This window comes from Bacillus sp. 41-22 (assembly GCF_025809295.1).
Taxonomy (GTDB): Bacteria; Bacillota; Bacilli; order Bacillales; family Bacillaceae_G; genus Bacillus_A; species Bacillus_A mycoides.
Genome location: NZ_CP084035.1, coordinates 3,469,181 through 3,483,043, shown reverse-complemented (window position 1 = coordinate 3,483,043; position 13,863 = coordinate 3,469,181). Strand labels below are relative to the sequence as shown.

Genomic DNA, 13,863 nt, shown 5'->3' with positions numbered 1-13,863 from the left:
GCCCTTTTCTTTTGGTTACAAAAGATATTTAAAACTTTTAAAAATTCTGTGTTTTTGGTAAACTGAAAACATCGCTCATTTTAAGGGAGGAGGATAAATATGAAAGTGTTTTTTAATTTAGCTTGGTTTTTTAAGCAAGAAAAACGAGCGTACATAATCGGAATTATTATGTTATTTGGTGTCGCGCTTCTTGAACTTGTAGCGCCAAGAGTACTGGGCATTGTAGTAGATGAAATTAATAATGGAACATTAACGTCTGAAAAATTGTTGAACTGGGTTATTCTATTAGTAGTTGTAGGAATTACGATGTATATATTACGTTACTTATGGCGTATTATGATTTTTGGATCTTCTTTAAAACTAGCTCGTCAACTGCGAAAGAATCTATATGAACATTTTACTAAGATGAGCCCATCCTTTTATCAATCACGTCGCACAGGCGATTTGATGGCACATGCGACAAATGATATTCAGGCGATTCAGCAAACTGCGGGGGCAGGTGTTTTAACACTCGTTGATTCATTAGCTGTTGGAGGATGTGTACTCGTAGCGATGGGATTTACAATTAGTTGGAAGTTAACGTTATTAAGTTTAATTCCGATGCCAATTGTAGCTATTTCTACAAATTATTATGGAACTTTATTGCATAGAAGATTTCATAAGGCACAGCAATCGTTTTCTGAAATCAATGATAAAGTACAAGAAAGTATGAGTGGGATGAAGGTAATTCGCTCACTTGGACAAGAGAAAGAGGATTTACAAGCGTTTCGGAAGAAATCTGAAGATGTCGTACATAAAAATATGCTAGTTGCACGTATTGACTCGTTATTCGATCCAACGATTTCCCTAATTGTCGGATTTTCATTTTTGATCGCAATTTGTTACGGATCATTATTAGTCGTACGAGGTGAATTAACTGTAGGGGAATTAGTAACATTTACAACGTACTTAGGGACACTTGTATGGCCAATGTTAGCGTTTGGATGGCTATTTAATATTATGGAGCGTGGACGTGCTTCGCATGATCGTGTGGAGAAAATACTTTCACAAACTTCAGATGTAGTGAATAGGGACAATGCTATAAATACTATAGCAAGTGGTGATGTTTCGTTTGCTGTTGATTCGTTTTCTTATAAAAAGAATGAACTATTAAACTTAAAAGATATTTACTTTAACTTAAGAAAAGGTGAAACATTAGGAGTTGTAGGGCGTACCGGTGCAGGGAAGACGACGTTATTAAAATGTTTAATTCGAGAGTATGATCATTTTAATGGTGAATTAAAAGTTGGGGAGCGGGATATTCGAGATTTAACACTTCACGGTGTGCGTTCTGCAATTTCATATGTACCGCAAGATCACTTTTTATTTTCAGCGAGTATTGGGGAGAACATTGCTTTTGGAAAGGCCGATGCTACATATAAAGAAATTAGCCGAGCTGCTGATATTGCTTGTATTCATAATGATATATTTCAATTTCCAGAAGGGTATGACACTGTAGTAGGTGAAAGGGGCGTTTCACTATCAGGAGGTCAAAAGCAGAGAATCTCTATTGCGCGTGCATTATTAACAAATGCTGAAATTTTAATATTAGATGATTGTTTATCAGCCGTAGATGCAAAAACAGAAGAAACTATTTTAACTGCATTGAAACGAGAAAGGGCAGAGAAAACGACGATTATTACTGCCCATCGTTTAAGTGCTATTCAGCATGCAAATCTTATTCTTGTTATTGATGAAGGTAGGGTTATGCAGCGAGGGACACATGAGCAATTAATGAAAGAAAATGGTTGGTATAAAGAAATGTACGAAAGCCAGCAGTTAGAGGCATTAGTAGAGAAAGGAGGCGTATGATGGCTGAGAAAAAACGGAGTGATTTAAGAAGGTTGCTTTCTTATATGAGGCCCTATAAAGGGTTATTGGCGGTAGCATTTTTATTTCTAGTTGGTGCAACTGTAACTGAAATGATGGGTCCTTTTTTAATTAAACAATTTCTTGATGAACACTTAGTGCCAGGTAACTTTGAACAATCAGCACTTGTAACCCTATTTGTAGTGTATATTATTGCTCATTTATTAAAAGTATTATTTACTTATTTAGACTTATTGTACTTTCAAAATATCGCTTTTAAGATTGTCCAAGATATGCGAGTTGAAGTGTATGAACATGTTCAAAAATTGTCATTAAGCTTCTTTGATCGTACGCCGATTGGTACGCTCGTATCTCGCATAACGAATGATACAGAAGCGATTAAGGATTTTTATGTTAGTGTACTATCAACATTCGTGAAAAATGTAGTCTTTTTAGTAGGGATTTTAGTAGCGATGTTTTTATTAGATGTAAAATTAGCGCTATTTTCGCTCATATTAATTCCGGTAATGTTTGCAATTATGGTGTTGTATCAACGGAAAAGTGCAGCTTTTTATTTAGAGGTACGTAATCAGCTGAGTATATTAAATGCAAAGTTAAATGAGTCCATTCAAGGTATGAATATTGTTCAGGTGTTCCGGCAAGAAAAGCGGATGAGAAAAGAATTTGAAGAAGTGAACAATAAACATTTTAGTGCTGGACGTCGTACATTGAAATTAGATGCATTACTTTTACGTCCAGCAACAGATCTTGTTCATATTGTAGCAATTGCGGTAGTACTTGGTTTATTCGGAATCGATGCTTTAAAGAGTCCTGTTGAAGTAGGGGTTTTATATGCTTTCGTTAACTATATTCATCGTTTCTTCCAGCCGGTAAATGAGATGATGATGAAACTATCTTTCTTCCAGCAAGCGCTTGTTTCATCATCGCGTGTATTTCATTTAATGGATGATAAAGATTTAGCTCCTGTTCAAATGGGGAGTGAACAGCCACGAGTAGCTAACGGGGAAATTCAGTTTAAAGATGTTACTTTTTCATATGATGGAAAGCGTGACGTTTTAAAAAATGTATCTTTTCACGTAAAGTCAGGGCAAACGGTTGCTTTCGTAGGGCATACTGGTAGCGGAAAGAGTACGATTATGAATTTATTAATGAGATTTTACAATATTAAATCAGGAAATATAGTAATAGACGGAGTAGATTTAGAGAAGTTCGAAGAACAAGAAATTCGAAAGAAAATTGGTCTTGTGCTGCAAGATGCATTTTTATTTGCTGGAAATGTAAAGCAAAATATTCGTATGTATAATGAAGAGATTACGGATGAAGAGATAGAGGAAGCGGCAAAGTTTGTGCAAGCGAATACGTTTATTGAAAAATTACCAGAGCAGTATGATACAGAAGTTGTCGAAAGAGGAGCTGCATTTTCTAGTGGTCAAAGGCAATTAATTGCTTTTGCTAGAACGATAGCAACCAATCCGAAAGTATTAGTGTTAGATGAAGCGACGGCAAATATTGATACAGAAACAGAGGAGGCTATCCAAACGGCATTGCAGCAAATGCGAAAAGGTAGAACAACGATAGCGATTGCGCACAGATTGTCTACAATCCAAGATGCGGATCAAATATTTGTTATGCATGAAGGGGAAATTGTAGAAAGCGGAACACATCAAGAGTTACTTAGTAAACAAGGACTTTACTACAATATGTACTTGCTACAAAATAAAGGGAGTTTGCAACAGGCCTTGTAGAATTACAAGGTCTTTTTTCTATTCTCTCAGATATTAAAATGTAATAAAATTTTCGAAATATGTGAGAGATTTGTCGTGTCCTTTAACTAGAGTTGTACATATTGTATATAGAATAACAAAATTTGATAGGAGCTTTTATATGCAAAATAGATCCAGTTCAAATATTACATTTATTGATGTGTCTCATTGGGAAGGAAACATTAATTGGAATGCTGTGAAGTCATCTGGTATTCCAGCGGCGTATGCAAAAGCGACGGAAGGTGTGAACTATATTGACCCTACTTTCGTTCAAAATGTACAAGCTGCGAGAGATGCGAATGTATTAATTGGTGCATATCATTTTGCGCACCCAGAACAAAATGATGCCATTTCAGAAGCGAAACATTTTGTGAATATATTACAGAGTAATCAGACGGACTTAATCCCTGTTTTAGATTTAGAATCGCCAACGGATACTAGCAATAGTAGTTTAACGGGTGCGACTATATCGAATTGGGCAAGAAGTTTCGTAAATTATGTGAAACAAGCTACTGGGAAAAATGTAATGTTATATACAGGAGTTTGGTATATTAATGAATTTGGAATTAGCGGGTTAAGTGACATTCCACTTTGGATTTCAAAATATTCTAGTATACCGCCTGCTGATGCTGGTGGATGGACAGAGTGGACAGCATGGCAGTACACAGATTCTGGGCAAATTTCAGGTGTAGGAAATTGTGACGTATCAGCAGCTGTTTCATTAGAAGCTTTACAAGGAAATGGAGCAAGTGGTGGAGGGAATGTTTCCACGCCTAATAATGCGACTCCAGTATACGGAGTTGCTGTAATTAATGGAGATAATGTGAATTTACGAAGTGGACCATCTTTACAGTCTAGTGTAATTCGCCAATTGAATCGTGGCGAATCATATGAAGTTTGGGGAGAACAAAATGGATGGCTCTGCTTAGGGACAAATCAGTGGGTATATAATGATTCAAGTTATATTCAGTATAAACATTATGTAGCAACTATTACTGGCGATAATGTGAATCTGCGAGATGCTCCATCATTAAACGGGAATGTTATAAGACAGTTACATCATGGTGAATCATATCGAGTATGGAGTAAGCAAGATGGATGGCTTTGCTTAGGGACAAATCAATGGGTATACTATGATTCAAGTTATATTCAGTATGGTGTACAATAAAGTGAATCTAAGAGGTATCTCGACTGAGGTGCCTTTTATGAAAAATATATAATTTTTACAAAGTATATATTGATAACATAGTATAATGTAATTGATATATGTTTAAAAATAATCGGAAATGAAATAAAGGAGTAATAATATGGAGTATGTGCTAATAGGTGGGATTTTAATATTATTAGCTGTAGTGTTTGTACTGTTTTATAAAAATAAACAGTTAGAATCAGAGAGTCAGCAAGTAGAGTTTGAAAAGAAACAAGCGATTGAAACGTATGAAAATGAGATTGCAGCTACGATTACAGGGCATAAAGAACAACAGGATACTTTAAAGAATATGGAACAGAAAAAATATAATGATTTACAAGTGAATACAGCTAGAGAACTTGAAAATATGCGTATGATGAAAAATCAATTGGCTGTTCAACATAGTAAAGAACGTAGTGAAATGCAAGATAAGCATAGTAGTGAAGTACATATGTTTCAAAATTTAATTGCGGATTTACGAGAATATACCAAAAATGGTGCTGAAGTGAATGCGCATGAAATATTACATTATATGAAGCGAGGTTTCGTTGAGCAAGGAATAATACTAGAAGAAGAGTTTCATATTATACCGAACGTTTTTATGATACGCAATAAATATAGAGATAAACGTGACATAAATGATAATCGAATTCATCACCTTATCTTATGTAAAACTGGTATTTATCTACTTGAGACGAAAGAATGGACAGGGAAATTAATCCATGGCTTAACGAAAGAAAATGCGGGTATATATTCATTTATGATTGAGGAAATTGGTAAGTATCAACATGAAATTGAAAAAGAAGAGACATTTGAATTTATTACGGATGGAACTTCATTAACTTTGCAAGTAAGAAATGAAGGGAATCCAGCGTATAAAGCGAAAATGCTATCTCAAACTTTATATAATTGTTTGGAAGAAATGCAAGTAGATATTGTAAAGGAAAAAGTAAAACCAATTGTATATTTTGAAAATGAGAGTGGAAAAGAAGTTATTGATCTTTCTAATGAAGAATTGCCGAGATTTAAAGATAGAGAGCAAATTGTAACGTTTTTCAGAAATGAAGTTTTAACAAGTAAAGTAATATATACAGCACGAGAACTACAAAAGATTAGAGATATGATTGGCCAGATGAATTATGTTGCGAAGTGAAAAATAAAGTAAAACTTTAATTAGTGGGGGTTTATGGGCAACCCGACTTCTACCCTTTACAGCCGAATTTTGAGGTGGGAGTCTAACTGCCCGCAAATAGCGGGATAAAGTAGGTGTTATTTGGGTGGAGAAAGGTAAAAGCTCTATATTGTGGGGAATGTTGTACATTTATTTTTGTTTGCATATATTAATGTACATTGCGTTTATTTTCGTTATTGATATGGTTCATGTGTCATTGAGTGTAATGAGTATTTTGGTGGTAGTAATGCCTTTTATTTTATTAGTTATTATTCAAAAGTCTATCTTACATGTTTCGGCAAGACGTGATAAAGGTAAGAAACAACTGTTCACTATAATGATGGTAGGTCTCATTCCATTGCTAGTATGCACCGTACAATTAAGTATAAATAAATACACTTCAAATTTTAATCAGGATCGGTGGTTAAATTATGAAGAAAAACGAGTACATATGGTAGATGACCTATTACAGGAGCATAAATTGATAGGGAAATCAAACGAGGAAATTACAAAATTGTTAGGGGCCCCTACGAAAACAAGCAGTTTGGAAACGGGAATTACTACACTATACTATCTTGGGAATGAACGTGGTTTCATTCCTATAGATAGTGAATGTCTTGTTTTGCAATTTGATAAAGATGGTAGAGTTATAGAGTATAAGGTACAACGAGATTGAAATAGTGAGAGGAGAAGCTATATCTTTTATAGCTTCTTTTCTATATTCCAATATAGAAAAAGTAGGCAAATAGTAGTCATTCCTATCTATACGAATGAGATAGAGTTTGTTATATTGTAAAGGGTTATTTAGTTTAGAAGTCTGCTAGATAGCCTTAAATATTTTAGATTAGGGAGGGAAGTTAACACGAATTAAGATATAAACGTGTTAAATAATTAGTATGAAAAAAGAATTTTATAATGTTTTAGCTGCATCAATTGTATTTAGTATGGTAACGATTCCAAGTTTTTCCTATGCAGACACAGTAGAAAAGACCGTAACAATTTCAACAGACGAGCAAGCATTAAAAAGTATTGAAAGCCATATGAAAGATGAAGATGGACGTGGAGAGAGCAAAGGAATAACAAATGAAGTACAAGGAGATTTTTTTGTACATATAATAGGTTCAGCATCTTTATTTGATTCTGCTGAGTTACAAAAAGCGACAGGTGTTCAGCTTTCTAATCAAGTAGTGAAAGCCGAAAAACAAAAAGGAAACGCTTACTATATACAAACAGAATCTGGAGCTGGGTGGATACAAAGTAGTGAAGGAAATGTAGAGGTTAAGGAAGTTTATCACTTGGCAAACGAAAAATTAGTAATTAATGAAGAGACAGCTACATATTCCGCACCATTTAATTCATATAAAGACGAGAAAGTGTTACAACCGCAAACAATTATTGCAATTGGACAAGTTGGAGAGTGGTTCCAAGTCCAAATAGATAATGAGGTGAAATGGATTTATGCACCTTCAGCAAAATTTGAGGGTACAAAAGCATCTCTTATTCAAAGCACAACTCCAACTCGTACGAAACGTGCAGCGGTTATGTATACTGCACCAATAGAAGAGAAAACAACGGATATTTACGGTGTACCATTAAAGGAAATGATTGTACCAACAGGTAATGAAAATATTCGTCCAGGTTATGCGATGAAACCAAAATACATTACAATTCATGAGACAGATAATTATAGTGTTGGAGCAAATGCTAGAAACCATGCACAATATTTATACAGTCAAGCAACAGGAACGACTGATCGTTCAGCATCTTGGCATTTTACAGTAGATGATAAAGAAATTTATCAACATCTACCATTAAATGAAAATGGTTGGCATGCTGGAGATGGATCAGAAGGAACCGGTAACAGAGAATCAATTGCAATTGAAATTGCTGTCAATCAAGATGGTGATTATAATAAAGCTGTGGAAAATGCTCGCAAACTAGCAGCCTATTTAATGGGGGAATTAAATATTCCTTTAGAAAATGTAAAAAAACATCAATTTTGGAGCGGAAAGAATTGTCCGGCCATTATGATAAGGAATAATGCGTGGGAGCCATTTTTACAGGGAACGAAAGCTTATTATGATGCGAATCATAAAGATGATATAACTGGCGGTTGGTATGAAGCAGATATTCGTGAATTAGATAAAAGAGGTATTATGGTTGGAGACGGGAAGGGTTCTTACTGGCCAGAACGTCTTGTAACACGTGGTGAATTTGCGAATTTAGTTTCAAGATCATTGCAATTACCAGAGGGGAAATCGAATTTCAAAGATTTAAGCACAGCTCATCCATCGCTAGTAGATGGTATTAATCGTGCAGCTAGTGCTGGGATTATAAGTGGACGAGGAAATGATATATTTGCTCCGAATGATACGATTAAACGTGATGAAGCTGTCATTATGATTGATCGTGCATTGCAATTCAAAAATATTAAAGGTAATTTAGTTCCATTACCATTTACGGATCAAAATTTAGCGTATGATAAACAGGCGGTTCAACGTGTTTATGGGTTAGGTATCGTAAAAGGGAATGAGAATAATGAGTTTATGCCAAAAGGTTCTGCAACACGTGGGGAATCGGCAGCATTTATTAATAGAATGTTAAAAGTAATAGAGAGTAAATAATGGAAAGGCATTCGCTTTGGCGAGTGCTTTTTTATTTTTCAATATGTTATAGAAAGGTGATGTGAATTTTGACTGGAATAAGGAATGAAAGCGGAGGTGATGCATATATTTAGATGCATTGGGTAGTTTTTTGTAATTTTGTATAAAATGAAAAGGAGGTAGGACGGTGAAATCAATACCGACTGAAGTCCTGAGTAAGGAATTGATGGAAAGAGAAGGGGTTATATCTATTACAGTGATGGAATTTGAAAAGATAGAAGTGGCCGGAGTAGTTGTTTCTGGTCCAGCTGTTATTTTAATTAATCAAGATTAAGTACATATTATCAATAAAGAAAAGTAGTCAGAGCATCCGTTTAGGGTGCTTTTTGTTTGTATAGAAGTGTGTATATGATAGATAATTGGGATATTGGAGGGGAATTATGTGGCAATTATTATAACAATGTTATTAATGGGAGTTTTATTAGGATTTGTCGGAGCAGGGGGAGCAGGATTTATCATCGCGATACTCACTCTAGTATTCCATATCCCTATTCATGTTGCTCTTGCAACATCTTTAACTGCGATGGCATTTACGACATTATCTGGAGTAGTAAGTCATTACCGAGAAGGGAATGTTGTGCTTGTAATAGGCGGAGTTGCTGGGGGATTTGGCGCGATTGGTTCCTTTATTGGTTCAAAGTTTGGTTCGTTAATACCAGCACATCTGTTGCATTGGTTTACAGCTGGTATGTTATTTTTATCGGCAATTTTTATGTTTATTCGGTTGATTATGTTTCAAAAAAGATCACAGTCGTCTTTAAAAGGGCATAAAGAACTTTCGAAAGATAACGTGATTAAATGTATATTCCTCGGATTGGTGACTGGAATTTTAGCAGGTGCATTTGGTATTGGCTCAGCACCTTTTATCCAACTCGGATTAATGGTTCTATTAGGTTTAACAATCCGTCAATCTGTAGGGACGACAATGCTCGTTATATTACCAATCGCAATTGGAGGTGGGTTTGGATATAGTTCGGAAGGGTATTTAGATTATGTATTATTAGTACAAGTTTTAATCGGGACAATGTTAGGAGCATATATAGGAGCTAAGTTTACAAATTATGCACCTCGCATGCTTCTAAGGTTTTCGATGATTATGACACCAATATTAGCTGGATGTATGTTGTTAGTAGATTAAAGAGAATATATAGAAATCTATTAATATATTTTACGAATGAATTATGTAAGTAATTCATATTTCTCATATAAAAGGATTTGCTTTAATATAATGAGTATAAAGTTCGAGTATTCGAAGTATTACTTGAATTATATCCCTATCCCTTTTCTAAAAATGCGAACAAGTTTTGCCCTATTCTATTCAATAGTTTATTGTATAGAAATATATTGTTCGATGACCATTATGGAACGCACATAATGGGTAAATCCCGATCCTTAAAGAGGATGCCCCTAATCTTCATGTGAAAATATGATCGGATAAGAAAGCTGGCCAATTTATGGTCAGCTTTCTTTTTGTTCAATGAGTAAGTCTTCTTTAATTTCTGTTTGCAATAATAAAGTTTTTCCGAAGCGACGTTTACATTCAGCTCGTACTTTTTGAATGGCTAGTAGCTGAGAAGTAGCAGGCACTGTGACAATGGATTGCCGAGGTTTTCGGTTTTCTTCACAAAAAACACATTCCACAACATATTTAGAAATCATAATTTCATCCTTCCGGTTTGAATTTCTAAGAAGGGACTGCTCATGAAGTTGATGTAAACTTTCGGCATCTTTTTACTTATTTCCTCTTTTTTTTCAAAGGGGAAATAAAAAAGAAGGTGAATTTTAGTAGGGGAGGGATGTATATGGAGAGATGGATAGGTACGGCAGCTATTTGTATGAATGAAAGAAATGAAATTTTAATGGTATTGCAAGGAAAAGAAGGGGAAGAAAAAAGGTGGTCTGTCCCAAGTGGAGGACTTGAAAAGGGAGAAACACTAGAAGAATGTTGTATCAGGGAAGTTTGGGAGGAAACAGGCTACAATGTGGAGGTTGTAAATAAAATATACGAAAAAGAAGGTATTACATACGGGATTCCGGTGTATGTTCATTATTACTTTGTTAAAAAAATAGGCGGTAATATGAAAATCCAAGATCCGGATGAGTTAATACATGAGATTGATTGGAAAGGGATACATGAAGTTGGAAAATTATCATTAGCTTTTCCAGAGGATTACGAGCTAATATACCGATATGTAAATAAAAAAGCAAGTGTGTAAATACTTGCTTTTTTAGTGTATCCAAGATAAGAAAAGTGGAACGATAACTAAACTAGCTCCAGCTGTTAAAAGCATTGATAAACTTGCAATTGTACCTTCTACAGGACCGATTTCAAATGCTTTTGATGTTCCGGTCCCATTCGCGCTAGTACCTAGCATTATACCTTTTGCGAGCGCTGTTTTAATACGGCATATGCGTATGAGTGTAGGACCGAATAACGCTCCAGTTAAGGCAGTTAATACAACGAAAACTGCTGTTAATTGTGACATGCCGCCAATCATTTCTGAAATAGCCATTGCAATAGGTGTTGTTACAATGTGCGGTGCTAAACTTTGTTCTATTGTAGAGTCAATTTGAAAAAAATTAGCTAGTAGTGCGGAAGTAATAACAGATAGAAAAGAACCGACAATGACATTAATTAAAATAGCAGTGCCGTGTTTTTTTAATAGATCAAAATGTTTATAGATTGGCCATGCGAAAGCAACTGTTGCAGGTTTTAATAATTCTGTTAGCCAATGACTACCAGATTCGTAGGTTTCGTATGGTGTATCTAATCCAAGTAATAAAGCTATTAAAATGATTGGGCATACAAGAAGGGGAGAAAGCAGACTCCAATTCCAGCGTTGATACATTTTTTTAGATACCCAATATGTGAATAGTGTTAATAGTAAACAAAGAAAGCCGATCATTGTGTTGATCCTTTCCGCTTTAATAGCAATTCTGTTAAAAGTCCTGTTACGAGAGTAACACAAAGTGTACTAATCACGATAATTAAAATGAGATCGATTCCATATTGTGATAATGTATCTTTGTAACGAATGACAGCGACTGCAGAAGGGATGAAAAATAAAATAAGTTCTTTTAATAAAAAGTCTGCACCGTCTTGTATCCATTCTTTTTTCACTATATTAAATTTTAATGAGATTAACAATAAAAAAATACCGATTATACTTCCTGGAACTGGGAGGTGTGCCTGTTTTGCAATCCATTCACCTGTCCAAGCGAAACAAAATAATAATAAAATTTGTCCGCTTAACTTCCACCATTTCATACAGTAACCACCTCTTTGTTTTTTACATAAAAATTGTAAAAAAGAATTAACAATTTCTACTATACGTTCATTCGAAATATTTGTCTAATATATAAATTGTATGTTATTAATATATTAGATGTATTAATCGAAAGTGAAAAGGGTGTCCAAAATGGAATTACGGCATTTGCAATATTTTGTTGTAGTGGCAGAGGAATTACACTTTGGACGAGCAGCTGCTCGTTTACAAATGACACAACCACCGCTTAGTCAACAAATTCAGCAATTAGAAAAAGAAATGGGAGTTATGTTATTTTCAAGAACGAAGAGAAAGGTTGAATTAACAGAAGCAGGAGAAATGTTTTTAAAAGAAGTAAAAAAAGCGTTTGAACAAATTGAAAAAGCAGTGGAAGTTGCACAAAGTGCTCAAAGGGGAGAAGTTGGATCACTTTCAATTGGTTTTGTAGGTGCGGCGATATATGATATTTTACCGTCAATCGTCAGAGAGTATAGAAAGAAATTTCCGAGAGTGTCTGTAGCATTACATGAATTGTCCACACCGGATCAGGTGCATGCACTTCATGATAATCGAATTGATATTGGATTTTTACGTCCGCCAATTCCAACGCAATTACTTGAGTTAGAACCAATTCAAAAACTTTCATGTACGTTATGTTTACCGAAGGCACATCCTCTTGCTGAAAAGGACGAAATACATATCGAAGATTTAAGGGATGAACCGTTCGTATTTATTACGAGACCAGTATGGCCAGCGTTATATGATACAATTTTATCGCTTTGCCGTGATGTAGGTTTTAGTCCGCACATTGTACAAGAAGCAACGGAGTATCAAACTGTTATGGGGCTTGTAGCGGCAGGTATTGGAATTACGGTAATACCTGTATCCGCAAATAAATTGTATAGAACAGAAGTTGTATATAAAGAGTTATGTGATTCTAATTTTGTTGCAGAAATGTCAGTGGCTTATAAAAAAATGAATAACAATCCAGAGTTGTTAGAGTTTTTGAAAATTGCAAGAGAGAAAAAGAGGATTGAAGTGGAAGATGCGAAGGCTGAATAGTTGATGAAGTTACAGGATAGTCATGATAATTAAGTTATATAAAGATTCACCTCGTTAAACAAAAAACGGAAATGTAACTAAAGTGCATTTCCGTTTTTTGTTTTTTATTCAATGCTAAGGAGATCAATATGCGTGGTTTCTAGGACTAAAGGCTTAGTAAAGATTCCGATTGAAGTGCGATGTTTAAAATGTCATATTTTTATACACTAGTAGTATAGAATGCGTATGTTATGAAGCAAGGTAGGGGGAAATTATGTCTTTATTTCGGTTAGCGAGAAAAAATATACAAACATTTGCTGCCCAAAGGTTAAAACAATTTATGTGGATTGCTATGAATACAATGATTTGTTTTTTTATGATATCATTCCGATTCAATGAAGCTGTAATAAGTAAAGCGGAATATACACCTATATTTGTAAAGTGGTTTTATGCTATGTTTCTATTTATAGTTTTTGTGTGTATTTTCGTTACATATAAAATGACAACCTCTCTTTTACGGGTAAGAAGAGAGGAGTTTAAATCGTATGAAGTAGTGAAGATGACAAGAAAAGAAATGTTATGTTTATTATGTCAGGAGCAATTATTAACTTACGGAGGAGCTTTTGTTTTCGGATTAATTCATGGTATGTTATTTTTGAAATTATTTATTATTATTTTTATGAAAGCAGTAGGAATCCAAGGGATAACCAATGCACCGATTACGATGTATGCGTTAGTGATAACAGCAGTTGTTATGATAACCGTCATTATAATATCAATGTGGCAATGTTGTAGGTTTACACAAAGGTTAAAGGGTGAAAAGTCATATGAAACGAGGAGAAAGGCATGAGAAATCATGGCTTTTTCTTCATTTTACACATGTTATTAATCATGATACAGT

The 13,863-nt window shown here is 34.7% G+C and carries 14 protein-coding genes; 11 read left to right on the top strand and 3 right to left on the bottom strand.

Translation table 11 applies throughout. The features are described from left to right. Positions 1-99: 99 nt before the first annotated feature. From LCF45_RS17730 to LCF45_RS17695, 8 genes are all read left to right on the top strand, one after another. Positions 100-1,851, top strand: a complete 1,752-nt coding sequence (locus tag LCF45_RS17730) for an ABC transporter transmembrane domain-containing protein (RefSeq protein ID WP_263893027.1) — start codon at positions 100-102, stop codon at positions 1,849-1,851. Next, positions 1,851-3,614 (top strand): ABC transporter ATP-binding protein, encoded by a 1,764-nt coding sequence (locus LCF45_RS17725; RefSeq protein ID WP_002185129.1) that lies wholly within the window; start codon positions 1,851-1,853, stop codon positions 3,612-3,614. Before LCF45_RS17730 ends, LCF45_RS17725 begins: the two co-directional genes overlap by 1 nt. Before the next feature lie 139 nt (positions 3,615-3,753). Further along, the gene (locus LCF45_RS17720) at positions 3,754-4,800 is read left to right on the top strand and encodes a GH25 family lysozyme (RefSeq protein WP_002190411.1); all 1,047 of its coding nucleotides are present in this window, start codon (positions 3,754-3,756) and stop codon (positions 4,798-4,800) included. Between the two features lie 139 nt (positions 4,801-4,939). Beyond that, complete coding sequence (locus LCF45_RS17715; RefSeq protein WP_002185132.1) at positions 4,940-5,974, top strand: nuclease-related domain-containing protein; 1,035 nt, start codon at positions 4,940-4,942, stop codon at positions 5,972-5,974. A 124-nt stretch (positions 5,975-6,098) separates the two neighbouring features. After that, positions 6,099-6,668, top strand: coding sequence for a hypothetical protein (locus LCF45_RS17710; RefSeq protein WP_002167814.1), 570 nt, complete (start codon positions 6,099-6,101; stop codon positions 6,666-6,668). A 220-nt stretch (positions 6,669-6,888) separates the two neighbouring features. After that, positions 6,889-8,616, top strand: a complete 1,728-nt coding sequence (locus tag LCF45_RS17705) for an S-layer homology domain-containing protein (protein ID WP_002167815.1) — start codon at positions 6,889-6,891, stop codon at positions 8,614-8,616. A gap of 166 nt (positions 8,617-8,782) precedes the next feature. Then, positions 8,783-8,929, top strand: coding sequence for a BC1881 family protein (locus tag LCF45_RS17700; protein WP_002014405.1), 147 nt, complete (start codon positions 8,783-8,785; stop codon positions 8,927-8,929). A 108-nt stretch (positions 8,930-9,037) separates the two neighbouring features. Beyond that, positions 9,038-9,793 (top strand): sulfite exporter TauE/SafE family protein, encoded by a 756-nt coding sequence (locus tag LCF45_RS17695; protein ID WP_016120640.1) that lies wholly within the window; start codon positions 9,038-9,040, stop codon positions 9,791-9,793. Between the two features lie 320 nt (positions 9,794-10,113). Here the strand turns inward: LCF45_RS17695 and LCF45_RS17690 are convergent, their stop codons facing one another. Beyond that, positions 10,114-10,314, bottom strand: coding sequence for a DUF3903 domain-containing protein (locus tag LCF45_RS17690; RefSeq protein WP_002167816.1), 201 nt, complete (start codon positions 10,312-10,314; stop codon positions 10,114-10,116). Positions 10,315-10,457: 143 nt separating this feature from the next. Between LCF45_RS17690 and LCF45_RS17685 the strand changes: the two genes are divergently transcribed. After that, complete coding sequence (locus LCF45_RS17685) at positions 10,458-10,871, top strand: NUDIX hydrolase (RefSeq protein WP_002137764.1); 414 nt, start codon at positions 10,458-10,460, stop codon at positions 10,869-10,871. A gap of 12 nt (positions 10,872-10,883) precedes the next feature. Here LCF45_RS17685 and LCF45_RS17680 read toward each other — a convergent pair whose 3' ends face one another. Then, on the bottom strand, positions 10,884-11,561 hold the full coding sequence (locus tag LCF45_RS17680) for an LrgB family protein (protein ID WP_002137763.1): 678 nt from the start codon (positions 11,559-11,561) through the stop codon (positions 10,884-10,886). Then, the gene (locus LCF45_RS17675; RefSeq protein WP_000872360.1) at positions 11,558-11,923 is read right to left on the bottom strand and encodes a CidA/LrgA family holin-like protein; all 366 of its coding nucleotides are present in this window, start codon (positions 11,921-11,923) and stop codon (positions 11,558-11,560) included. The genes LCF45_RS17680 and LCF45_RS17675 overlap by 4 nt, the downstream gene beginning before the upstream one ends. Before the next feature lie 151 nt (positions 11,924-12,074). On the opposite strand from LCF45_RS17675, the gene alsR reads away from it, so the two are divergent. After that, entirely contained in the window at positions 12,075-12,983 is a 909-nt protein-coding gene (gene alsR / locus LCF45_RS17670) for an acetoin biosynthesis transcriptional regulator AlsR (protein ID WP_002128558.1), read from the top strand. Positions 12,984-13,236: 253 nt separating this feature from the next. Further along, entirely contained in the window at positions 13,237-13,812 is a 576-nt protein-coding gene (locus LCF45_RS17665) for an FtsX-like permease family protein (RefSeq protein WP_078203419.1), read from the top strand. Positions 13,813-13,863 lie beyond the last annotated feature (51 nt).